The organism is Pseudomonas sp. E6002 (assembly GCF_013385565.1).
In the GTDB taxonomy this organism is placed as follows: domain Bacteria; phylum Pseudomonadota; class Gammaproteobacteria; order Pseudomonadales; family Pseudomonadaceae; genus Aquipseudomonas.
Genome location: NZ_JACAPT010000001.1, coordinates 233,225 through 256,011, shown reverse-complemented (window position 1 = coordinate 256,011; position 22,787 = coordinate 233,225). Strand labels below are relative to the sequence as shown.

Sequence of the window (22,787 nt, the reverse complement as noted above, 5' to 3'; positions counted from 1 at the left end):
TATAGAGGAATTGCCGAAGATCATCCAGACGCTATACATTTATGCATGGCATCAAATATTGGTTGGGAGCTTTACCGGTCGTTCCTCGGGGTACTCAAGGAAGGATCGTTGTCGGGGGCCGCACGGCAGCTCGGCATCACGCAGCCCACGGTCGGGCGGCACATCGCTGCGCTGGAAAAATCCCTCAACGTGGTGCTGTTCACCCGCTCCGCCAGCGGCCTGTTGCCCACGGCGGTCGCCCTCACCCTGCGCACCCATGCCGAAACCATGGAAACCACCGCCGCCGCACTCGAGCGCGCCGCGTCGCCCCAAGGCCCCGAAGTGCGCGGCGTGGTACGAGTGTCTGCCAGCGAAGTGATCGGCGTGGAAGTCCTGCCGCCGATCATCACCCGCCTGCGCCAACAGCACCCGCACCTCAGGGTCGAACTGGTGCTGAGCAATCGCCTGCTGGACCTGCTGCAACTGGAGGCCGACATCGCTGTGCGAATGGTCCGACCCAGCCAGGAACAACTTCTGGCGAAAAGGATCGGCGTTATTGAAGTCGGCCTGCATGCGCGCAACGACTACCTGCAACAACATGGCACACCCCAGAGCCTGAATGATCTCTCAGCTCATTCAGTCATCGGCTACGACCAGGAAAGCGCCTTCATCCGCAGCCTGGCCGTCAAAGGCTTCGACCGCAGCGCCTTTTCCCTCAGCAGCGACAGCGACCTCGCACAACTGGCCCTGATCCGCGCCGGTGCCGGTATCGGTGGCTGCCAGGTCAAACTGGCCCGGCAAGACGCCCGCCTGAGCCGAGTGCTGCCGGACGCATTTGCCCTGCAACTGGACACCTGGGTCACCATGCACGAAGACCTGCGCAACAGCCCGCGCTGCCGCGTCACCTTTGACGCCCTGGTGGCCGGTTTGCAGCATTACGTACAGGATTGAGACAGCTTCGCTGGTGAAGAATCAGAGTCCCTCAAACCCTTCATAGACGCCCCCATGTCCGAAGCCTTCGAAGTCCCCAGCCCCCACGAAAAACACGTCGAACACGCCACCGAACATGCCCACCGCAGCGGGGACAATTTCGCCAGCCGCATCGCCGTGATGACCGCCATCATGGCCACCGTCGGCGCCATGCTCAGCTACCAGGCCGGCTCCACCGAAAGCGAAGCGGCGATGGACAAAAACAACGCCGCCATCTTCAAGACCGAAGCCGCCAACCAGTGGAACTACTACCAGGCCAAATCCAGCCGGCAGAACCTTGCGGAGCTGGCAACGCATATTCCGGGTGTTGACGCCAAGCACTACACCGACGAGATCGAGCGTTATAAAACCCAGAAGGAAGACGTGCGCAAACAAGCCGAAAAGCTTGAAGCCACCTCGAAAGAATGGGATGAAAAGTCCGAACAGGCACTGCACCAACATCACCGCTGGGCACAGGCGATGACCGCGATTCAGATCGCGATTTCGTTGGCGGCGATTACCTTGCTGACAAGGAAGGAATGGTTGAAGCGCATGGCGTATACCGCCGGTGGTGTGAGTGTGGTGTTGGGTGGGATGGCGTGGTTGCATATTTAGGTTCCATCCTGCCATCGCTATATAGTAAAACGCATAACGCCTGACACTATAAAGCCGAGGAAAAGCCGGTGACCGCACAATCATTCAAGGAAGCTGTGGGCGTCGCCTACAGCATCGACTCAATGCGCTACGCCCAGGCCATGACTTGGCGCGCCATCGAAGCGCTGTCCAGGCTCATCCGCCCCGGCATGCTCGAATCCGAAGCCCGCGAACTCGGCAAAAAAGTCCTCGCCGACCTCGACATGCAGCGCATCTGGCACCCCCTGCTGGTGCGCTTTGGCGCCAACACCCTCAAGACCTTCAAGGAACGCTCCGACGGCGACCCGGTGCTGGGGGAAAACGACATCTACTTCATCGACATGGGCGCCGTGTGGCAAGGCCATGAAGGTGATGCGGGGGCGACATTCAGCACCGGTAACGACCCCGAGATGAAGGCATGTGCGAGCGCGGCAAAAGCGCTGTTTGATCGGGTTGAGCGGCGCTGGAGGAACGACAAAGTCGTCGGCCTGGAGCTGTATCGTTTTGCCGAAGAGCAAGCGAAGGAAATGGGTTGGGTGCTGAACCTCGACATCAAAGGGCACCGCGTCAGCGATTTCCCCCATGCGATTTACCGTGGCGGTGATCTTGGGGATTTTGACCAGTATCCGAATGAAGGGCTGTGGATCCTGGAGATCCAGATTGCGCACCCGAGCGCGGCTTATGGTGCGTTTTACGAAGATTTGCTGGCTTAATTTTTCAAGGAATAAAGATGGAACGCTCGACCGAATTTCCCGTGCTGTTGTTTTCCTACGGCACGCTGCAGGACAAGGCTGTGCAACTGTCCAACTTTGGGCGGGAGTTGGTGGGTCAGCAGGATGCGATGCTGGGGTATTCAAAAAGCTGGGTGGAGATTACCGATCCTGAGGTATTGGCGGCCAGCGGCAAGACCCATCATCCGATCGTTGCTCCCAGCGGGCGCAATGAAGACAGTGTTGAGGGGATGGTGTTTCAGATTACCGAGAAGGAGCTGGCGGCGGCGGATGCGTATGAGGTGTCGGACTATAAGCGGGTTTCGGTGGGGTTGGCTTCGGGGTTGACGGCTTGGGTGTATGTGCAGGCTTGAGGGGGTGCAGTTGGTCAGTCGGAGTGATTTCCTACAGATCAATCTGAAAGCATGCCCTGCCCGCCTCGTAATGCTAGGTCTATAGTTCCTCGGTCGCCGTCATGGCGACCGAGTTTGGCGACTCGAAGACAAATCTGAAAACTAAAACTCTGCGAACCAGTTTTTCAGGCGGCGGCTGTTTTATGAAGGTCTAACTTGAAAAAAGGTTAGCTATTTTTCTATTTGTCTCAGATGGACTCCCGTATGAATCAATATATGGCACTCACCAGCAACGACTGCACCACACCCGCCCTTTTCGTAGACACAACAGCACCGCTGGATGTCCTGCTTGATGCTGCAAACTATCGGATTCGCGCCGTAACCCAAGTTCTAGAAAACCTGGCGCTGCGTGCAGAAATCAGTAGTGATACGGTCGTGCTGGGCGACTTTTCCTTGCTCTGCGCAATTCCGTTACGCGATGGATGCGATCTGCTGGATGTCATAGGTCGGAGGATGGCAGCGCAGTATTCCTGAACCCATTGGCTTGACCCCGCAAAAACGAAAAAGGGACGACCTCTCAGTCATCCCTTTTTGCGAACATTACCCAACCTAAACGCAACGTGTGCCACGAGCCTTATGCTCGTACTCCCACCCCTTACACGCCAACCCTACATGCTTGGGAATCAGAGCGGCCCCGCTGCTGTAGGAAGTAATGGTCCTACGAGTGAAGCCTAGTTCCACAGCCGCAGCGGAGAGCGACAGATTGTTGCTGAGCATCCACTTTCTGAAGTCCTGCGTCAGCATGACCTCGCCGGACTGTTCCAGCGCCAAACGATGCAAGGTGACGGAGGACAACTCCAGGTCATTGCCCCAAGTCACGTCAAAGCCCCACTCACCGACTTCAACCCGACCAAATAGAGCCAAGTCCTGAAGGGGTTTTAGAATCGGGAAGGTATTTATGTGATCAGTGAGATCAACGGTGTGCCGCTTACCGTTATTCCACTCAATTTCGATGGCATGCTTGCCGGCAACTGGTTGCACAGCAGAGATGCGAAGCTTGCTGGTCATAAGTCAGTTCCTCCGGTTTTGTTCATTCCATACGCGCCAAAGATCAGTGGTATGGACTTTTGCCCAAAGCAGGGCAGCTTTCAAGGCCTTGGTTTCGGCACCTTTGCCGAGAACCACCAGCCCTTCTATCTGAACCAACGACTCTCCGTCCGGCGTTTGCACGTGAAAGTGCGGCGGCGCGTGGTCGTCGGGATAGATTTTTATTTTCCAGTTTCGTTCACTGTGAAGGGTAGCCATGGGGACAGATGCTAGAGAAAATTTTTCTCTAGCACAACCCTGTATTCAAACCCCAGAAACCACAAAACCCCTGGCTTCTCTCGAAACCAGGGGTTTTGTTTACATCGAATTTGGCGGTGAAGGAGAGATTCGAACTCTCGATACAATTTCTTGTATACACACTTTCCAGGCGTGCTCCTTAAGCCACTCGGACACTTCACCGTATCTCGTCAAACTGATTCAGTCTGTCGAGGCGCGCTAATGTAGTCGAAAGCTTTTCCGATGGCAAAGGTTTTTTTCAGAATTTTCATGCGCTTAGGCGGTTATGCCGTTCCAGCCCTCTGCGGCGCCACGCACACCACGGCGATTCTGCCATTCTCGGGCACTCGCGGCGCTTGTCTATAGTAGCTGCTGCGCCTTGCCGAAGGCCGCCTGCGGGTGGGCATGGGGGAAAAGTCTGACTGGGTAGTCAGTCATGGCGCTTTACCAGGGCGGGCGCGGTGGGTAACGTCTGCCGTCTGTCCTTCTATTACAAGCATTACAAGGAATCGCGTCATGAGTGAGTTGATTGCCTACCACCTCGAAGACGGTATCGCGACCCTGACCCTGAGCAACGGCAAGGTGAATGCCATTTCGCCGGCAGTGGTCAGTGCGTTTAATCAAGCGCTGGATCAGGCCGAGAAGGATCGGGCGGTGGTGATCATCACGGGCACGCCGGGGATTTTGTCCGGTGGCTATGATTTGAAGGTGATGACCGCCGGCCCTAAAGAAGCCGTGAGCCTGGTGACGTCAGGCTCCACCCTCGCCCGCCGCCTGTTGTCGCACCCGTTCCCGGTGATCGTGGCGTGCCCCGGGCACGCGGTGGCCAAGGGGGCATTCCTGCTGTTGTCGGCGGATTACCGGATCGGTGTAGACGGACCGTTCAGCATTGGCCTGAATGAAGTGATGATCGGCATGACCATGCACCACGCCGGGATCGAGCTGGCGCGGGATCGTCTGCGCAAGTCGGCGTTCCACCGTTCGGTGATCAATGCCGAGATGTTTAACCCGCAGGACGCGTTGAGCGCCGGGTTCCTGGACAAGGTGGTGGCGCCGGAAGCGTTGCAGGCAGCCGCACTGGAAGCGGCTCGCCAGTTGAAGAAGATCAATATGAACGCCCACAAGCACACCAAGCTGAAGGTGCGTAAGGCGCTGCTGGAAGCCCTGGATGACGCGATCATTCAGGACCAAGGCCACTTGGGTTAATTAAACCTACGCCTGCTGAATCGAAGCCCGACCTTGAGTCGGGCTTTTTCTTACAAAGAATTCCGGTTTGCCTACAACCGCTCTAGACAGTGTCTGTCACAGCATGTTGAAACATGCGCTTAAACATCGCCTATCTTCTGACTCTATAGGGGCAATTGCCGAATACAGTGCACATCCGTACACTGCGCCACCTTTTGTCCCGATGGGCTGTGTCGATGCTTTTTTTGTTACGCATGTTGTTGATGGGCCTGCATTTTATGATTGCGGGCGTACTGGGCGTGCTGCTGGGGATCTGTCGGCCGTTCAATCCGGACAACAGCCGTTACTGCGCGCGCCTGTATGCGGTGCCGGCGATGTGGCTATTGCGCCTGCGAGTGAAGGCCGATGTCGACTCGCTGCGTAACAAGCCCAGCAGTTGCGTGATCATCGCCAACCATCAATCCAACTACGACCTGTTTGTGTTCGGCACCGTGGTGCCGTACCGCACGGTGTGTATCGGCAAGAAGAGCCTGAAGTGGGTGCCGTTGTTCGGACAGTTGTTCTGGCTGGCGGGCAATGTGTTGATCGACCGGGGCAATGCGCACAAGGCGCGGCGTTCGATGCTGACCACCACCCACACCTTGGCGCATGCCGACACCTCGATCTGGGTGTTCCCGGAAGGCACGCGCAACTTCGGTGAAACCCTGCTGCCGTTCAAGAAAGGCGCGTTCCAGATGGCGATCGCCGCAGGCGTGCCGATTGTGCAGGTGTGTGTCAGCACCTATGTGAAGCAGATGAAGCTCAATCGCTGGAACAGTGGCGATATTCTGATTCGCTCGTTGCCGCCGATTCCTACGAAGGGGCTGACGATGGATGACATGCCGCTGTTAATGCAGACCTGTCGCGAGCAAATGCGCGACTGCATCGAGGCGATGGACCGCGAGCTGCAAACCACACCTGCAATCACGGCTGAACCCCGCCGAATTTGCTGACTCTGATTGGGCAGGGCAGCTAAGCTGCCTGACAGTTGTCATCTGCCATTCAAGAAGAAGCGATCAGCACTATGGGTAGAGTTGTTGCGGCCGCCGTCTATAGCGCCGGAAAGAAAGTCACTGATATCACCCTCGACGAAGGCGCCGCGTGGGCCGCCAAGCCTGACCACTTTGTGTGGATCGGCCTGGAAGAGCCCAGCGCACTGGAACTGGCCAACCTGCAGCGCCAGTTCAACCTGCACGAACTGGCCATCGAAGACGCCCTGGAAAAACACAGCCGCCCCAAGCTTGAAACCTTCGGCGACGCGCTGTTTATCGTGACCTATTCGCCGGTGCGCGATAACGGCAAGCTGGAGTTTATCGAAACCCATATCTTTGCCGGCAACGGCTACATCATCACCGCCCGCAACGGCCACTCGGCATCCTACGGCTATGTGCGCCAGCGCTGTGAGGCGCGACCGCTGTTGCTGGAGCATGGGGAAGATTTCGTACTCTATGCGCTGCTGGATTTTGTTACCGAGAACTACCAGCCGGTGAGCGAGGCGATTCATGCCGAGGTCGATGAACTGGAGCGCAACGTGTTGTGCAACTCCCTGAGTGAAGCGGATATCCAGAAGCTCCACGGCCTGCGCCGCGATGTGCTGCGACTGAAGCGCTATGTGGCACCGATGGTGGAGATCAGTCAGGAATTGCAGAAACTGAGCTTCCCGTTTATCGACAAGAACATGCGTCCGTACTTTCGCGATGTGCAGATTCACGTCACCCGGCAGATGGAAGACCTGACCACCTTGCGGGATATCGCCAGCCAGACCATCGAGATTGGGGTGTTGCTGGAAGCCTCGCGCCAAAGCGTGGTGCAACGCAAGTTTGCCGCGTGGGCAGCGATTCTGGCGTTCCCGACGGCGGTGGCCGGGATTTACGGGATGAACTTCCAGAACATGCCGGAGCTGCAATGGCACTACGGCTATTTTGCGGTGCTGGGGTTTATTGCGGTGGGGTGTACAAGTTTGTGGGCCAGCTTCAAGCGTTCAGGCTGGCTGTAACAAACCCAGCTCAATTTGCTGAAGATCAAAAGTGTGGGAGCTGGCTTGCCTGCGATGCAGGCACCTCGGTTTGTCAGTTACACCAAGGTGATGCTATCGCAGGCAAGCCAGCTCCTACATTAATCTGCTTTGCCTTGAAGAGCGTGCTTCTTGCCCTGGACGGTTTCAGGCCGCTCCTGCTTTTGGTTTGTGCGCCACAAACCGCATCATCCATTCCGCCACGGTGACGCCGTGGTGGTCTCGTTCCAGGCTGGCCACACCGTTGGTGTAGACCTTCTCCCCCAGCGTTGTCTGAAGAATCTCCAGCAACTCGCGGGAATAGTCGTGGATAAATTCCGGGTGGCCCTGGAAACACAGCACCTGGTCTTCAATGTGGTACGCCGCAAACGGGCAGAACTCGCTGGAGGCGATCACGGTGGCGTTTTCCGGCAAGGTGGTGACCTGGTCCTGGTGGCTGATCAACAGCGTCAGTTCTTCCACCACCGGGCTCATCCACGGTGCCTTGGCGTTCAGTTTGTAGTCATGGATGCCCATGCCCCAGCCCTTGGTCGCCCGCTCGGTCTTGCCACCCAACAGCAGCGCCAGCAACTGGTGGCCGAAGCAGATGCCGATCAGCTTGTCGCCGCGGGCATGGCGGTCCAGCAGGTAGGTCTTGAGGGTCTGGATCCACGGATCGGTGCCAAAGGAGTCGGCCTTGCTGCCCGTCACCAGGTACGCGTCGAACACTTCTTCATCCGCCGGGTATTCACCCTGCACCACGTTATAGATGACGAACTCGGCGGCAATCGGCTGTTTGGAGAACAGGCGCTTGAACATCTGCCCGTACCCTTGGTACTGATCGATCAGCCCAGGACGCAGGATATCGGTTTCCAGGATGCACACGCGTAACGACATAAAAAATACCTGACACGGCGATGGGAATAATGAACACCCCCAGAGCCTGCCTTGAAATACCCTTCCAAGGCAAGCCCCATCGCCATGCTCAATGTGGGAGCGGGTTTGCTCGCGAATGCGGTGTGTCAGTCAACACACTCGTTAGCTGATCCACCGCTTTCGCGAGCAAGTCGAATCGTCGCACCGCCGCTCCCACATTTGGATCACCGAAACGCTTCACCCTGTGCAGCTTTCTCCAACAGCAGCGCCGGCGGCGTGAAGCGCTCACCATATTGCTCGGCCAGGTAGCGGGCGCGGGCGACGAAATCGTTCAGGCCGTACTGGTTGATGAATTGCAGCGCTCCGCCGCTCCAGGCGGCAAAGCCGATACCGAAGATCGAGCCGACGTTGGCATCAGCCGTCGACATCAATACGCCCTCCTCCACACAGCGCACGGTTTCGATGGCCTGGATGAACAGCAAACGGTCGCGCACGTCTTGCGGCGAGATCTGTTGGCCGGGCTTTTCGAAGCGGCTTTTCAGCTCCGGCCACAGGTGTTTCTGCCCGCCCGCCGGGTATTCGTAGAAACCGCCACCCGCCGCCTTGCCCGGGCGCTTGTATTCAATGAGCAACAGGTCGATCACGGCAAACGCCGGGTGCTGCGGTAACGGCTTGCCCTCGGCCTGTAGGTCCTTGGCCGTCTGTTGACGGATATGGCTCATCAGGCTGAGGGAAACTTCGTCAGAGACCGCCAGCGGTCCCACAGGCATGCCGGCCTTGCGTGCCTCGGTCTCGATCATCGGTGCGGCCACGCCTTCGCCGAGCATGGCGATACCTTCATTGGTGAAGGTGCCAAACACCCTTGAAGTGAAGAAGCCGCGGCTGTCGTTGACCACGATCGGGGTTTTCTTGATTTGCAGTACGAAGTCGAACCCCCGCGCCAGGGTTTCGTCGCTGGTGCGGGCGCCCTTGATGATTTCCACCAAGGGCATTTTGTCCACCGGGCTGAAGAAGTGCAGGCCGATAAACTTGCCCTGGTCTGGAACGGCGGTGGCTAACCCGCTGATGGGCAAGGTGGAGGTGTTGGAGGCGATCACCGCTTCGGCGCCCACCACGTTTTGCGCGGCCGCCGAGACCTTGGCCTTGAGTTCCCGATCCTCGAAGACGGCTTCGATGATCAGGTCGCAGCCGGCAAGATCAGCATCGGATTCGGTAGGAACAATCCGCGCGAGGATGGTTTCCCGCTGTTCGGCGGTCAATTGCCCACGCCCGACCTTCTTGTCCAGCAACGTGGCCGAGTGGGCCTTGCCCTTCTCTGCCGCCGCCTGGCTGACGTCCTTGAGCACCACCTCAATGCCCGCCGAGGCGCTGACGTAGGCAATGCCCGCGCCCATCATCCCGGCGCCGAGCACGCCGACCTTGCGTGTCACATACGGCGCAAAGCCCTTGGGCCGCGAACTGCCGGCATTGATTTCATTGAGCTGGAACCAGAAGGTGCCAATCATGTTTTTCGCCACTTGCCCGGTGACCAGCTCGGTGAAGTAGCGGGTCTCGATCAAGTGCGCGGTGTCGAAATCCACCTGGGCACCTTCCACGGCGGCGCAGAGGATTTTCTCCGGGGCCGGGAAGCAGCCGTTGGTTTTGGCGCGCAGGATCGATGGCGCAATGGCAAGCATTTGCGCGACTTTCGGGTTGGACGGCGTACCACCCGGGATCTGATAGCCCTTGATGTCCCAGCGCTGTTTCGCCTCGGGGTTGGCCAGAATCCACGCCCGGGACTTGGCCAGCAGCTCGTCACGGTCTGCCGCCAGCTCATCAATCAACCCGGCTTGCAGCGCCTGCTGCGGCGTAATCTTTTTGCCTTCCAGCAAGTAGGGCAAGGCTTTTTCCAGGCCCAGCATCCGCACCATGCGCACCACACCGCCGCCACCCGGCAAAAGCCCGAGGGTGACTTCCGGCAGGCCAATCTGTACCGACTTGTGGTCCAGCGCCACACGGTGCTGGCACGCCAGGCAAATCTCCCAGCCACCGCCCAGCGCTGCGCCGTTGATCGCGGCCACTACCGGTTTGCCGAGGGTTTCCAGGGTGCGCAGTTGCGCCTTCAGCACCAGCACGCTGTCGTAGAAATCCTTGGCGTGGGGCTTGTCGACCTTGATCAGTTCATTGAGGTCGCCGCCGGCAAAGAAGGTCTTCTTCGCCGAGGTGATGATCACGCCCGCAATCGAATCCTTCTCGGCGTCCAGGCGGACGACGGTGGCCGCCATGGCCTCGCGGTACACCCCGTTCATGGTGTTGGCGCTCTGGCCGGGCATGTCGATGGTCAGCACCACAATCTGGTCCTGGCCCTTTTCGTAACGAATGGCATCGGTCATGACTGATTCCTTAGGCTCAGAGGCGTTCGATGATAGTGGCGATACCCATGCCGCCGCCGACACACAGGGTGGCCAGGCCATAACGCTGCTGGCGTACCTCCAGCTCATCAAGCAAGGTGCCGAGAATCGCGCAGCCCGTGGCGCCCAGCGGGTGGCCCATGGCGATGGAGCCACCGTTGACGTTGACCCGGGCGGCGTCGATGCCCATGTCCTTGATGAACTTGAGCACCACCGACGCAAACGCTTCGTTGACCTCGAACAGGTCGATGTCTTCAACCCGCAAACCCGCCTTGGCCAGTGCCTTGCGGGTTGCCGGTGCCGGGCCGGTCAACATGATGGTGGGGTCGGTACTGGTGACAGCGGTGGCGACGATCCGCGCCCGGGGTTGCAGGCCGAGTTCGCGACCTTTTGCTTCAGAACCGATCAGCATCAGCGCCGCGCCATCGACGATCCCGGAACTGTTGCCCGGTGTGTGCACGTGGTTGATGCGTTCGACGTGGCTGTAGACCCGCAACGCCGTGGCGTCGAAGCCCATCTGGCCCATCATTTCGAAGCTGGGCTTGAGTTTGCCCAGGCCTTCGAGGGTGGAATCGGCACGGATGAATTCGTCCTGATCCAGCAGCACAATGCCATTTTGGTCCTGCACGGCGATCAGCGACTTGTTGAAGGAACCGTCTGATCTGGCCCGCGCCGCTTTCTGCTGTGAGTGCAGGGCAAAGGCGTCGACGTCCTGGCGGGTGAAGCCTTCCAGGGTGGCGATCAGGTCGGCACCGATGCCTTGCGGGGTGAAGTGGCTGTGCATATTGGTTTGCGGGTCGAGCACCCAGGCGCCGCCGTCACTGCCCATGGGCACTCGGGACATGGACTCGACGCCGCCCACCACCACGAGGTCTTCAAAGCCGGAGCGCACTTTCATCGCGCCGAGGTTCACGGCTTCCAGGCCCGAGGCGCAAAACCGGTTGATCTGCACCCCGGCGACGCTGATATCCCAGTCCGCCACCAAGGCGGCGGTCTTGGCGATGTCGGCGCCCTGGTCGCCAATCGGTGTGACACAGCCCAGGACGATGTCATCCACTTGCCGGGTGTCGAGGTCGGTGCGCTGTTGCAGTGCCGTCAGCAAACCGGCCACCAGGTTCACCGGCTTGACGCTGTGCAGGGCGCCATCCGCCTTGCCTTTGCCCCGGGGCGTGCGTATCGCATCAAAGATCAAAGCTTGGGTCATGACGTCCTCGAATCACTATGCAACGAATCGTGCCCTTACCTTAGGCGCCGGGGCGCCGGATTCAATGACCGAACCGCTCATTGACCTTGACGCTCACGCTCAGACGAACGGTAGGAGGCTACGGGAATCGGCTGATTAATCGTTTTAGCTGTCTAGCCGTAGGGCTGGCGTCTGGCTGGCAATTGGCCTCATGCCTTTTTAATAATTTTTCTTCAGGTGATGAGACGAAATGGATCTAAGCCATGTAGAACGAGGGCTCTAAGGTTGAATCTGTAAGAGAAGTTAAAGGTTGCTGCCGGGTTTTGCTGGAGCACCTGTAGGAACTGTAAGAAAAGAGTCATGTAGCACCGTCATAGTTGAATCGACCGGCACGCATTTGACGCTCAGGAATAACAACAAAAGGCAGTCAGCCATGTTCAAGCATTCGAAAGTACGTCAGGCGGGACTTATTCTGTTCGCCACCACCCTGATTCTGATCTTGCCCAACCTCACCAAGGTCATTGGGTGACCTCTCACACCCCACATTCTGCGCAGACACAGCGCCAGGATCGCAGCCTTTGGCAGCGCCTTTCGGGATATTGCGTATAGCGATCCCGTCAGGGGCTGCCGTTTTGCGCGCCGAGATTTTTTGATTTTGCGGTATCGTGAGTTCCACCGCCTTTTCCGATATGTGGCCCTTCCTTGAAACAGATCATCGTCCTCCTGATCCTGCTGCTGGCCTTGCCGGCGCACGCCGCGAAATTGACCGTCGAGCTGGATCACGCCAGCAAAACCTGGGAAACCACCGAACTGCTCAAGCGTCCGGATGTGCAGACGGTGCAGATCGTTGATGACGTTTCCTACAAGCGCAACATGACGTATCGCGCAGTGCCGTTGGCAGCGCTGTTGCCAGGCATCATGCCGGATAACCATCTGCAGGCAGTGGCCCTCGACGGCTTTGCCGCGGAACTGACGGCGGCACCGCTGCTATCAAAAAGCGGCGCGCGGGCCTGGCTGGCGGTGGAAGATCCGGCGCATCCGTGGCCGCCACTGGCAGACGGCAAGCCCAGTGCCGGGCCGTTTTATCTGGTGTGGACCGATCCACAAGCCGGGCATATCAGCCCTGAGCAATGGCCGTTTCAGATTTCCGGGATCAAGCAGTTGAAGACGGTGGCGGAGCGCTTCCCGGCGTTGTTGCCGGATCCGAAACTGGCGGCGAATGACCCGGTGAATCAGGGGTTCGCACTGTTCCAGAAGAACTGCCTGGCATGTCATCGCCTGAACGGGGCCGGCGATGCGCAGGTGGGGCCGGACCTGAATATTCCTTACAACCCCACTGAATATTTTGCCGGGGATTTCCTCAAGCGCTACATCCGCGATCCGCAAAGCATGCGGCACTGGCCACAGGCGAAGATGCCGGCGTTTGCCACCAGCGTGTTGCCGGATGCGGACCTGGATCTGCTGGTGGGGTATTTGAAGCATATGGCGGGCAGAAAGCAGCCTTAAGGCTCGGGTAAACCTGTGGCGAGAGAGCTTGCTCCCGCTGGGCTGCGCAGCAGCCCCAATCAGGCAATCACATTTCTCCAGAGAGAACTCGGGGGCATGCTTTGGGGCCGCTTCGCAGCCCAGCGGGAGCAAGCTCCCTCACCACAAAAAGCTTTCCTGGCACAGAGAGCTTTCCTGCTACACAAAGCTTCCTCTCTCTCCCGGAATCCTACTGCTGCTGCACCGAAATCGAAAAGCATGCGGCACTGGCCACAGGCGAAAATGCCCGCGTTTGCCGCCAGCGTGCTGCCGGATGCGGACCTGGATCTGCTGGTGGGGTATTTGAAGCATATGGCGGGCAGAAAGCAGCCTTAAGGCTCGGGTAAACCTGTGGCGAGGGAGCTTGCTCCCGCTGGGCTGCGCAGCAGCCCCAATCAGGCAATAACATTTCTCCAGACAGAACTCGGGGGCATGCCTTGGGGCCGCTTCGCGGCCCAGCGGGAGCAAGCTCCCTCGCCACAAAAAGCTGTCCTGGCACGGAGAGCTTTCCTGCTACACAGAGCTCCCTCTCTCCCTGGATCCTACTGCTGCTGCACCGAAATCACCGGTGTCGGCGCTACAAATACCTTGGCATGCATCTGCTCATGCCCTCCCCCACGACGCATGCCTCGTACCGGGCAGGCGTCCAGGTAATCCAGACCCACCGCCAGCTTCAAATGCCGCTCCGGCCGCGCCAGTTGATTGGTCACGTCAAAACTGTACCAGGCGTCATCCAGCCACGCTTCAGCCCAGGCATGGCTGGCGAGGTGCTCGCAGTCTTCGCTGTACAAATACCCCGACACATAACGCGCCGGAATCCCCAGGCTGCGGGCACAGGCGAGGAAGGCGTGGGTGTGGTCCTGGCACACCCCGGCACGCCCGGCAAACGCCTTGGCCGCACAGGTGTCGACTTCGGTAGAGCCGGGCGAATAGGTCATGTACTGGTTCAGCGCGTGCATCAGGTCGATCAATGCGCTGCGGTCGCGGCGTTGATGGCAATGCTTTTCGGCAAAGCTGCGCAGGGCCTCGTCCGGTTCGGTCAAACGGGTGCAGCGCAGGAACGGGAAGGCCGACTGGCTTTCATGTTCGGCCTCGCGCAATTCGTCGATATCCACCTGGCCACGGGCGCCAATGATGATGGCTTCATGGGGCTCGTCCAGGGTCAACACGTGCAGGATGTTGCCGAACGGGTCCAGTTGCGCCCGTACCGGCCGGGGCAAGTCCAACTGCCAACTGAGGACATGCTGGCGCTCGCTGTCGTGGGGCGTGAGCCGCAGGTACTGGATGCTGGCACGCACCTGGTCTTCGTAGTGGTAGGTGGTTTCGTGGCTGATGGAAAGTCTCATGCCGCCTCCAGGTAGGAACTGTAAATAGCATCGCCCAACTCGCGCACGAGCGGGATGAAGTCGGTCAGCCAAGCGTGCAGGCCTTCCTCGAGAATTTCGTCGATGGCTGTATAGCGCAGGCGTGCGTCCATTTCCGCTGCCAGGCGTTGGGCCGGGCGACCGTTGATGCCGGGCAGGCTGCCAAGGATCTGGTCGATCTCTTCACTGCAGGCCCGCAGCGACCGCGGCACGTCGGCGCGCAGCAGCAACAGTTCGGCGACTTGCCGGGCGCCGGGGGCATCACGGTAGATCTCGGTGTAGGCCTCGAACGACGACAACGCCCGCAACAACGCACTCCATTGATAGTAGGCATGGGCGGTACCATCGGTGACCGCTTCGGCCTGGTCGCCGGCCATTTCATAGCGGGCGTCGAGCAAGCGCAGGGTGTTGTCGGCGCGCTCGATAAAGGTGCCCAGGCGAATAAAACGAAAGGCGTCGTTACGCATGATGGTGCCGTAGGTGGCACCGCGGAACAGGTGGGAACGTTCCTTGACCCACTCGCAGAACCGGCTCATGCCGTAGCGGCTCAGGCCTTGCTGGGCGATGTCGCGAATTTCCAGCCAGGTGGCGTTGATGTTTTCCCACATGTCGGCGGTGATTCGCCCACGCACGGCATGGGCACTGGCGCGTGCAGCGCCGAGGCAGCTGTAGATGCTGGCCGGGTTGGCAGCATCCAGGGCGAAGAAGTGCAGCAGGCGTTCGGCGTGCAGTTCACCGTGGCGCTCGCGGTAATCGTCGAGGGTGCCGGTGATCAGCAGCGGCATCGCCAGTTCATGCAGGCCATCGCCGCGCCCGTCCTGGGGCATCAGCGACAGCGAATAACTGACATCGAGCATCCGCGCGAGGTTTTCCGCGCGCTCCAGGTAGCGTGACATCCAATACAAATCCGAGGCAGTTCTACTCAACATATTTCAATCCTCGACCACCCAGGTGTCTTTGGTGCCGCCGCCCTGGGACGAGTTGACCACCAGCGAACCTTCCCGCAGCGCCACACGAGTCAGGCCGCCGGGCACCACACGGGTTTCCTTGCCTTGCAGCACAAACGGGCGCAGGTCGATGTGGCGTGGCGCGATGCCGTTTTCGACGAAGGTCGGGCATGTCGACAGGCACAGGGTCGGTTGCGCGATATAGGCGTGGGGCTTGGCCTTGATACGTGCGCGGAAGGCTTCGATTTCCGCCGCCGAGGCGGCCGGGCCGACCAACATGCCATAGCCACCGGAGCCCTGGGTTTCCTTCACCACCAGTTGCGGAAGGTTGGCCAGTACGTGGGACAGTTCACTGGGATTACGGCACTGGAACGTCGGAACATTCTTCAGGATCGGTTCTTCATCCAGGTAAAAACGGATCATCTCGGTGACGAAGGGGTACACCGACTTGTCATCCGCCACCCCGGTGCCGATGGCATTGGCCAACACCACGTTGCCCGAGCGATACGCCGCCAGCAGGCCCGGTACGCCGAGCATGGAGTCCGGGTTGAAGGCCAGCGGGTCGAGGAACGCGTCGTCGAGGCGACGGTAGATCACATCCACCGCCTTGGGACCATCGGTGGTGCGCATGAACACGCGGTCATCACGCACGAACAGGTCGGCGCCTTCCACCAGTTCCACGCCCATTTCCCGGGCCAGGAATGCATGCTCGAAGAACGCACTGTTGAAACGCCCAGGCGTCAGCACCACCACACTGGGATTATCCAGCGGGCTGGAGCTTTTCAGGGTGTCGAGCAACAGGTTGGGATAGTGGTCGATGGGCGCGATGCGCTGGGCCGCGAACAGTTCGGGGAACAGGCGCATCATCATCTTGCGGTCTTCGAGCATGTAGCTCACGCCGCTGGGAGTACGCAGATTGTCTTCGAGGACGTAGTAAGTGCCGTCGCCATCGCGTACGAGGTCGACACCTGAGATGTGGGAATAGATATCCCGATGCAGGTCCAGGCCCTGCATCGCCAACTGGTACTGCTCGTTGGCCAGGACTTGCTCGGCGGGGATGATCCCGGCCTGGATAATGCGTTGTTCGTGGTAGAGGTCGGCGAGGAACATGTTCAGCGCCTTGACCCGCTGGATGCAGCCGCGCTCGACGATCCGCCATTCACTGGCCGGGATGCTGCGGGGGATCGTGTCGAAGGGGATCAGGCGCTCGGTACCTTGCTCATCGCCATACAAGGTGAAGGTGATACCGGCCCGGTGAAACAGCAAATCGGCTTCGCGCCGGCGCTGGGCCAGCAGTTCGGCCGGCGTGTCGGCCAACCAGCGGGCGAATTCGCGGTAATGGGGGCGCACCTGCCCTGCCCCGTCGTACATCTCATCATAATAAGTGCGGATCATGCCGTACTCCTTGTCACCCGGACGCCAGAACCATCGCAAGGCCCGTGCCAGCGGCATAAACACTTAAGTATCAATCAGTTGGATATAGACGCAGGTCTCATCGCACCGTCCCGGTGCAGCAAATGCCCGCTGTCATGGGCGGCGCCTCATTGCAATGCAGGCCATGACTATCACCAGCATAGTCAGAGTTGATTTCACTGCCCGGCAAACCCCGCGGATAATCACCTCCATCAGCTGAACAGGACGCGTCCTACAGCCTCATCCATTGGGCATTACCGTTTGTACCGAATCGCTCTCCTCCTTTGCGATCTTCCCTTTGGCCACCCTGCTCGGGTGGCTTTTTTTTGCGTAGGATTTTTCCCGCGCCAGAAACAAAAACGGCCGACCCAAAGGTCAGCCGATACGCTGTGTTGTTGCTCATGTCGCTACATGGGTAACCCACGCACCTCCTGTTTCACGCCCCATCCCTCGATGATTCCGCCCAAGGGCTCGACCACCGCCTCAAAGTCCTGCTCGAAGTCTCCTATGCCGTCGTAGGTGGCGAACATGATTTTGCTCAATTCCAGGTACCAGGCGCCGTCATCCCGTGCGCTGACCTGGGCATTCAGGGATTCCCCACGAAACCGACCCGCAGCCCGCCGCGCCCGTTCCTCATCCGGGAAAATGGCGTAGAACTCGATGGGATGGAAACGCGAGAAGTCAAAGCCGCCCTCTTTCATGCGGCGCAACACGTTGGTGCTGATGTCTTCTTGATAGGCTGTGCTCATGAAACGTCCTCCTCAAACCGATGGATAGACTTTCCGTGCTTCCCAAGGCCCGCGCTGCAAGGGCGCGGGTGTTACGGCAGTGACGTCGCCGCTGGGAGACAAGCATGTAGCTGACAAGACCAGACCTTAGCGATTCATTCGCTGATCTCCATTGCAGAGTAGCGCGAAGCTATCACCTCCACCAGAGTCTGTTTAAAGGCGTACAGGGAATGTTCAGGCGGCGGGGTCGACCTTGAGGTCTTTGATGCTGTTTTGATCTTTCAGAATCTTGACCGTGGGTTCGGCAATACGCCCCTCCAGATCGTTGAGATCCAGTTCCTCCAGCACCGGTGATACGCGGGCGCGAACCAGGCGCGCAGCTTCTTCAAGCGTGGGTTTCTGCTCGCACTCGAATTGCTCGACTACCGACTCACCATGATCATTGGTGAAGGAAACGTTCCACTTTGGCATCAGAGCCTCCTCGATAAAACCCATGGGTGGGCTTACATCTATCTGGACCTTGAGGGCCTGGAAATCGTTCCACTCAAGGCAGGAGGCACCTGATCAACTGCAGTTATTTTTCAGCGTGTTCTTTCAGGGCTTTCAAGGTGTTGAACGGTGCGTCCACCACGAACTTGTTGGCCAACCAAGACGGCACGCTGCCACCTGGCTCGGTGTGCACCTGGTAGGTCACTTCGGTCAGGTTGTCGCCTTTAGGCACCAGCTTCCAGTAACCATCGACCTGGGCTACGCGCACATAGCCTTTGACTTCTGGCTGGTAGGTCGGCACTTCCAACAGCTTGCGGGTGACGGTGCCGTCGGCAGCCTTGGTGGTGGTGATTTCCAGGATCGAGTCACGATCGGTCACCGGGAACGGTGCCTTGAACTGGGTGTAGGTCCAGCTCTTGTCGCCTTCCTGCTTGAGCAGTTTCTGCGACTTGCATTCGTGGATCCAGGAGCAGGCCCCCGCCACGTCTTCCTGCAGCGCCTGGATCTTGGCCAGCGGCGCCTTGATGGTCGTCACACCGCGATAAGCCTTGTACTTGGAACCGGCAATTTCACTCAAGGACACTTTGATGCCGTCTTCATCCTTGGCCGTCTGCCAGTCTTCAGCATGCGCTGCGGCAGCGAACAACGCGGTAAAACCGCACAACACAGCAATTCGTTTCAGTGAACCCATGGTCTTATTCCTTATTGTTGAAGTTCAGTACTTTGAACAGCCCACTAAGCCGCCGTCATCTGTTCCCACCAGCCGATCAACCTGATCGCTTCTGCCTGGCTACTGCCGCAGACCTCGATATCCGCCTGGAACGAACTACACACTGCCGGCCGCTCAGGCTGGCCAAACAACTGGCACAGTTGTTCGACCGAAAGATGCAGGCAGCGTTCGCCCGCCGGTTTGCCGGCAGGCATTCCCGGCAACGGAGAACTGATGGATGGGGCAATGCAGCAAGCGCCACAGCCTTCACGGCATTTCATGACGAACAGATCCTCGACAACTCAAGTGTTGATGGCCACGTAAGACTACGCCCTTAAACAGACGTTTTAAATTGGCTTAACAGGGGTTTTTCACCGAAAACAAAAGTGACTGACCAGTCTGCGACAGAAGGTCAGGGGTGCGCGTCACGTTTACTCGTCGGGTTTATTGCTTGAACTGGAAATCCAGCGCTGCGCCTTCTACTTCGCGGCGTTCTTCGTTGCGCAGTTGCAGCTGCATTTCATTGCTGAGCAGGCGCCCGTTGATCTGGAAGGCACTGTTGTCAGTGGGCTTTTCGGCAAACATCGGCGGCAGCAGCGGCACGTTCTTCGGCTGCGGCATGGTGCCGAGGGGTTGCAGGTGGCGAACCATGTTCGACGGCAGGCTCAAATCCAGCTCCGCGGGCGGCAGCGGCGTCTTGGCGACTTCGTGGGCCGACTTTGACTTGCTGGCGATAGGCGCACGTTTTTTAACCGGCGTTGCTTTCTTTGCGGGGGCTTTCTTCGCGACCGGTGCCTTCTTGGCCGCAGCGGCTTTTTTCGCCGGCACCGTTTGCTGGGAGCTGGCAGCAGGCACCGCTTCACTAGCGGGAGCCGCCAGGACAGCGCCAGCGTTACACAGGCTTAACACGCAGATCAGCAGGGCAGCAGGAAAGGTATAAGTCATATCGCCAGCAGCATTAACGGCAGAAGGCCATATGCTCGCTTGTTGAGGACGGTATGACAAGCATGGTAATTAGCCAGCTACCCGTCGTGTCCCCTTTCCATGCCTCAAAAACCCGCCGCAGTCTCCTGGCATAACTGGCTTGCCAGCATCCCGAGGGTCATCAAGGCGCGCTCCGCCTCGCGGTTCCACGGGGTGCCGCAGTTCAGGCGAATACAGTGGTTGAACTGTTCCGTATTACTGAAGATCAGCCCCGGTGCAATGCTGATGCCCTGCTGCAAGGCGCGCACGTGCAGTTCCTGGGTATTGACCCGTCCAGGCAAACTGACCCACAGGATAAAACCGCCGGTCGGGCGGGTCATCTGGGTGCCTTCGGGAAAATACTGCTGCACGGCCAGCTGGAACGCGCTGAGGTTCTTGCGGTACTCCTGGCGGATATAGCGCAGGTGGCGGTCGTAACCGCCATTCTCCAGGTACGCCGCCGTGCCCATCTGGGTCACGCTGCAGGCCGAATGGGTGCTGAACATTTGCAGGCGCTGGATTTCCTGCTGGTACTTGCCGGCAATCATCCAGCCAATGCGAATGCCCGGTGACAGGGTCTTCGAGAAACTCGAGCAATAGATGACCCGGTCCAGACGGTCGTAGGCTTTCAGGGCCTTGGTGCGGCCCAGTTCGAACATCAGTTCGCCATAGATATCGTCCTCGACCACCTGGATATCGAAATCCGAGGCCAGGCGCAGCAACTGTTTCTGCCGCTCTTCGGGCATGGTGCCGCCCAGGGGATTGCTCAGGCGCGTGGTCAGCACCAGGGCCTTGATCGACCATTGGTTGGCTGCCAGTTGCAGGGCTTCCAGGCTCATGCCGGTGGCCGGGTCGCTGGGGATTTCGATGACCTTCAGGCCCAGCAGATCGGCCAGTTGCAGCAAGCCGTAATAGGTCGGCGATTCGGCGGCGATCAGGTCGCCGGGGCGGGTCAGCACCCGCAGCGACATCTGCAATGCATCGACACACCCATGGGTGATCACCACTTCGGAGGGGTCGACCACCACCCCGGCATCGCGCATACGGATCGCCACCTGGCGCCGCAGCGGCTCGAAACCCGGGCTGAACATGTAACTGAACGCCCGCGGGCTCTGGAAACGCGTGACCTTGGCCAGTTGCTGATGCAGCGCGCGCACAGGCAGGTAGTCGACACTCGGCACGGCGGCGCCGAGCGGGAACACGCCTTCGCGACGGGATTCCACCAACACCTGTTGAATGATGCTGCTGCGGGTGACCAACCCTGGACGCTCGACCCGGGCGATGTCCGGCGTGGGCGCAGTGAGCGCCGGCGTCTGGTGCACGTAATACCCGGACTGCGGCCGCGCGCGAATCAAACCCTGGTCTTCCAGGTTCGCGTAGGCCTGCAACACGGTGGCGTGGCTGACGTTGAGCTGGGAGCTCATTTTGCGTACCGAAGGCACGCGCTCGCCCGGTTGATAGACACCGCGGCGGATATCCTCAGCCAGCTGCTGGGCGATACGTTGGTAGAGCAACAGATTGGTCATGACGCAGCACTCGATTTCACGGGTATTTTATTTTTGTGTGAAACATACCGGCACAGTTTAGAAGTGTACGGGGACAGTTGCCACAATAGTCGAGCGCGGGCGGCAGTGATAGAAAAAACTGTAAGGGTTGCGAACTGAATCGCGGGCATAAAAAACCCGATCATTGATCGGGCTTATGTGGGAGCTGTCGAGCTTCAGCGAGGCTGCGATGCAGGCGCTGCGGTCTCGCAGGTCCACCGAGGCGATCCTGTCGCAGCCTCGCTGGGGCTCGACAACTCCTACAGGAATCACCCCTCCATCTTGAACAACAGGTTTAGCGAGCAGCGCCCAGCTGGCCTTTTTCGTCGGAGAACACAATTTCTACCCGACGGTTCTGCGCCCTGCCCCGCTCAGACGCGTTGGCTTCGACCGGATACTGATCGCCGTAGCCTTCGACCTGAATGCGTTTTTCGTCGATCCCCAGGTCGCTCAGTACATCCGCAACCGCTTGAGCGCGGTCCCGGGACAGTTTGATATTTTCCTGTTCGCCGCCGGTATTGTCGGTGTAACCCTCGATGCGCACCACGCGCTTGGGGTTCAGTTGCAGGAACTGCACCACTTTGAGCACGGTGCGGTTGGCCGAGTTTTGCAGCTCTGCATCACCCGTATCGAACAGCACGTCACCCAGGGTCATCACCAGCCCGCGATCAGGCTGGACGGTGGTCAGGCTGGATATCTGCGCCTCAATCCATTTGCCCTGTTGCTGAACGCTGGAGAGCTTGGCTTCACGCAGGGCCAGTTGCAGGCGCTGGCGTTCCAGCTCCAGCTTGACCCCACGCTCCTGATTGAGTGCCTGCTCGGTGTGTTCCCGGGCAATCGCGCTGTAGCGCTGGCTCAGGTAGGCGTAATGCGCCACATCGGCGCCGCTGCCCCAGAAGCTGGAGAAACGGTCGGCACGGGCCAGGGACTCACCGGCGCGAATCACGTCCTTGGGTGCGATACGCAGCACATTCGAATCTTCCTTGACCTTCTGGAAGTCAGTGCTGGCCTGTTGCAAGGCGAGGTTACTGTCGGGATGGGTCGCACAACCACCCAGCGCACTGCCCAGCAACACCACACAGCTCAACCCACGCATCAACGGGCTCATTGGGCGTCTCCCAACTGCAACTGCTTGCGCAGGCGGGTGATGCGGGTGTTGAGCACGTTCAGTTGCTCCTGGCTTTTGCGGGTCAGCACCCGCGCTTCCGCCAGGCGGGCGTCCAGCTCGGCTTCTTCAGCCTGCATGCGGGCGTCCTTGTAGGATTCATCGGCCATGTCGGCACGGGCCTGGGTGAACTTGTCTTCCGCCAGCTTCAGCTCGGGCGAATCGCTGGCAACGGCGCCCACGGCGCTGGCTTGTTCCAGGGCTTGCTGGGTCAGGCGCATCTGTTCATTCGGCGCAGGATCGGCTGCACATCCCGCCAGAGCTACAACGGCGAGGGCCGCGAAAAGAGGTCGAATAGTCACTGAAAA

General features: G+C 59.3%; 25 protein-coding genes and 1 tRNA gene. 9 read left to right on the top strand and 17 right to left on the bottom strand.

Annotated features, from left to right (window positions below):
- The first annotated feature begins 45 nt into the window (after nucleotides 1-45).
- From HX815_RS01325 to HX815_RS01305, 5 genes are all read left to right on the top strand, one after another.
- Complete coding sequence (locus HX815_RS01325; protein ID WP_032899338.1) at nucleotides 46-930, top strand: LysR family transcriptional regulator; 885 nt, start codon at nucleotides 46-48, stop codon at nucleotides 928-930.
- A gap of 54 nt (nucleotides 931-984) precedes the next feature.
- Nucleotides 985-1,563, top strand: coding sequence for a DUF4337 domain-containing protein (locus HX815_RS01320; protein ID WP_008434886.1), 579 nt, complete (start codon nucleotides 985-987; stop codon nucleotides 1,561-1,563).
- A 68-nt stretch (nucleotides 1,564-1,631) separates the two neighbouring features.
- A complete protein-coding gene (locus tag HX815_RS01315) occupies nucleotides 1,632-2,294 on the top strand; it encodes a M24 family metallopeptidase (protein ID WP_177027708.1) in 663 nt (220 codons plus the stop codon).
- A 17-nt stretch (nucleotides 2,295-2,311) separates the two neighbouring features.
- The gene (locus tag HX815_RS01310; RefSeq protein ID WP_087692752.1) at nucleotides 2,312-2,665 is read left to right on the top strand and encodes a gamma-glutamylcyclotransferase family protein; all 354 of its coding nucleotides are present in this window, start codon (nucleotides 2,312-2,314) and stop codon (nucleotides 2,663-2,665) included.
- A 243-nt stretch (nucleotides 2,666-2,908) separates the two neighbouring features.
- The gene (locus HX815_RS01305) at nucleotides 2,909-3,178 is read left to right on the top strand and encodes a short-chain dehydrogenase (protein WP_087692753.1); all 270 of its coding nucleotides are present in this window, start codon (nucleotides 2,909-2,911) and stop codon (nucleotides 3,176-3,178) included.
- Between the two features lie 75 nt (nucleotides 3,179-3,253).
- Here the strand turns inward: HX815_RS01305 and HX815_RS01300 are convergent, their stop codons facing one another.
- The 3 genes from HX815_RS01300 to HX815_RS01290 form a co-directional block, all read right to left on the bottom strand.
- Nucleotides 3,254-3,712 carry a DUF2442 domain-containing protein gene (locus HX815_RS01300; RefSeq protein WP_087692754.1) on the bottom strand — a complete coding sequence of 153 codons (459 nt, stop codon included), beginning with the start codon at nucleotides 3,710-3,712 and terminating at the stop codon, nucleotides 3,254-3,256.
- A 3-nt stretch (nucleotides 3,713-3,715) separates the two neighbouring features.
- The gene (locus HX815_RS01295) at nucleotides 3,716-3,949 is read right to left on the bottom strand and encodes a DUF4160 domain-containing protein (protein WP_087692755.1); all 234 of its coding nucleotides are present in this window, start codon (nucleotides 3,947-3,949) and stop codon (nucleotides 3,716-3,718) included.
- A gap of 111 nt (nucleotides 3,950-4,060) precedes the next feature.
- Nucleotides 4,061-4,150, bottom strand: a tRNA-Ser gene (locus tag HX815_RS01290).
- Between the two features lie 333 nt (nucleotides 4,151-4,483).
- On the opposite strand from HX815_RS01290, the gene HX815_RS01285 reads away from it, so the two are divergent.
- The 3 genes from HX815_RS01285 to HX815_RS01275 all read left to right on the top strand — a co-directional run bounded on the left by HX815_RS01285 (nucleotide 4,484) and on the right by HX815_RS01275 (nucleotide 7,187).
- Nucleotides 4,484-5,173 carry a crotonase/enoyl-CoA hydratase family protein gene (locus HX815_RS01285; RefSeq protein WP_102604813.1) on the top strand — a complete coding sequence of 230 codons (690 nt, stop codon included), beginning with the start codon at nucleotides 4,484-4,486 and terminating at the stop codon, nucleotides 5,171-5,173.
- Nucleotides 5,174-5,388: 215 nt separating this feature from the next.
- Entirely contained in the window at nucleotides 5,389-6,144 is a 756-nt protein-coding gene (locus HX815_RS01280) for a 1-acyl-sn-glycerol-3-phosphate acyltransferase (RefSeq protein WP_177027707.1), read from the top strand.
- A 71-nt stretch (nucleotides 6,145-6,215) separates the two neighbouring features.
- Nucleotides 6,216-7,187, top strand: coding sequence for a magnesium and cobalt transport protein CorA (locus HX815_RS01275; protein WP_004371189.1), 972 nt, complete (start codon nucleotides 6,216-6,218; stop codon nucleotides 7,185-7,187).
- A gap of 165 nt (nucleotides 7,188-7,352) precedes the next feature.
- Here the strand turns inward: HX815_RS01275 and HX815_RS01270 are convergent, their stop codons facing one another.
- The 3 genes from HX815_RS01270 to HX815_RS01260 form a co-directional block, all read right to left on the bottom strand.
- Nucleotides 7,353-8,081: an amidotransferase gene (locus HX815_RS01270; protein ID WP_087692757.1), complete on the bottom strand. Its 729-nt coding sequence runs from the start codon at nucleotides 8,079-8,081 to the stop codon at nucleotides 7,353-7,355.
- Nucleotides 8,082-8,284: 203 nt separating this feature from the next.
- On the bottom strand, nucleotides 8,285-10,432 hold the full coding sequence (locus tag HX815_RS01265; protein ID WP_177027706.1) for a 3-hydroxyacyl-CoA dehydrogenase NAD-binding domain-containing protein: 2,148 nt from the start codon (nucleotides 10,430-10,432) through the stop codon (nucleotides 8,285-8,287).
- 16 nt (nucleotides 10,433-10,448) lie between these two features.
- On the bottom strand, nucleotides 10,449-11,654 hold the full coding sequence (locus tag HX815_RS01260) for an acetyl-CoA C-acetyltransferase (RefSeq protein WP_008434901.1): 1,206 nt from the start codon (nucleotides 11,652-11,654) through the stop codon (nucleotides 10,449-10,451).
- A gap of 681 nt (nucleotides 11,655-12,335) precedes the next feature.
- Between HX815_RS01260 and HX815_RS01255 the strand changes: the two genes are divergently transcribed.
- Complete coding sequence (locus tag HX815_RS01255; protein ID WP_177027705.1) at nucleotides 12,336-13,139, top strand: cytochrome c; 804 nt, start codon at nucleotides 12,336-12,338, stop codon at nucleotides 13,137-13,139.
- Nucleotides 13,140-13,699: 560 nt separating this feature from the next.
- On the opposite strand, the gene HX815_RS01250 is transcribed toward HX815_RS01255, so the two are convergent.
- From HX815_RS01250 to HX815_RS01200, 11 genes are all read right to left on the bottom strand, one after another.
- Nucleotides 13,700-14,503 (bottom strand): transglutaminase family protein, encoded by an 804-nt coding sequence (locus HX815_RS01250; RefSeq protein ID WP_004371203.1) that lies wholly within the window; start codon nucleotides 14,501-14,503, stop codon nucleotides 13,700-13,702.
- Nucleotides 14,500-15,450, bottom strand: a complete 951-nt coding sequence (locus HX815_RS01245; protein WP_004371204.1) for an alpha-E domain-containing protein — start codon at nucleotides 15,448-15,450, stop codon at nucleotides 14,500-14,502. Before HX815_RS01245 ends, HX815_RS01250 begins: the two co-directional genes overlap by 4 nt.
- 3 nt (nucleotides 15,451-15,453) lie before the next feature.
- The gene (locus tag HX815_RS01240) at nucleotides 15,454-16,863 is read right to left on the bottom strand and encodes a circularly permuted type 2 ATP-grasp protein (protein WP_177027704.1); all 1,410 of its coding nucleotides are present in this window, start codon (nucleotides 16,861-16,863) and stop codon (nucleotides 15,454-15,456) included.
- A 425-nt stretch (nucleotides 16,864-17,288) separates the two neighbouring features.
- A complete protein-coding gene (locus HX815_RS01235; RefSeq protein ID WP_003193463.1) occupies nucleotides 17,289-17,630 on the bottom strand; it encodes a ribonuclease E inhibitor RraB in 342 nt (113 codons plus the stop codon).
- A 213-nt stretch (nucleotides 17,631-17,843) separates the two neighbouring features.
- A complete protein-coding gene (locus HX815_RS01230) occupies nucleotides 17,844-18,104 on the bottom strand; it encodes a hypothetical protein (protein ID WP_004371213.1) in 261 nt (86 codons plus the stop codon).
- A gap of 79 nt (nucleotides 18,105-18,183) precedes the next feature.
- A complete protein-coding gene (locus HX815_RS01225; protein ID WP_004371215.1) occupies nucleotides 18,184-18,789 on the bottom strand; it encodes an START domain-containing protein in 606 nt (201 codons plus the stop codon).
- Nucleotides 18,790-18,833: 44 nt separating this feature from the next.
- Nucleotides 18,834-19,088: a YkgJ family cysteine cluster protein gene (locus tag HX815_RS01220; RefSeq protein ID WP_004371217.1), complete on the bottom strand. Its 255-nt coding sequence runs from the start codon at nucleotides 19,086-19,088 to the stop codon at nucleotides 18,834-18,836.
- Between the two features lie 163 nt (nucleotides 19,089-19,251).
- Nucleotides 19,252-19,752, bottom strand: a complete 501-nt coding sequence (locus HX815_RS01215; protein WP_102369692.1) for a translation initiation factor 2 — start codon at nucleotides 19,750-19,752, stop codon at nucleotides 19,252-19,254.
- A gap of 104 nt (nucleotides 19,753-19,856) precedes the next feature.
- Nucleotides 19,857-21,296 carry a PLP-dependent aminotransferase family protein gene (locus tag HX815_RS01210; RefSeq protein WP_008434911.1) on the bottom strand — a complete coding sequence of 480 codons (1,440 nt, stop codon included), beginning with the start codon at nucleotides 21,294-21,296 and terminating at the stop codon, nucleotides 19,857-19,859.
- Nucleotides 21,297-21,609: 313 nt separating this feature from the next.
- Nucleotides 21,610-22,422, bottom strand: coding sequence for an OmpA family protein (locus HX815_RS01205; RefSeq protein ID WP_004371220.1), 813 nt, complete (start codon nucleotides 22,420-22,422; stop codon nucleotides 21,610-21,612).
- Nucleotides 22,419-22,781, bottom strand: coding sequence for a DUF4398 domain-containing protein (locus HX815_RS01200; protein ID WP_008434912.1), 363 nt, complete (start codon nucleotides 22,779-22,781; stop codon nucleotides 22,419-22,421). Before HX815_RS01200 ends, HX815_RS01205 begins: the two co-directional genes overlap by 4 nt.
- Nucleotides 22,782-22,787 lie beyond the last annotated feature (6 nt).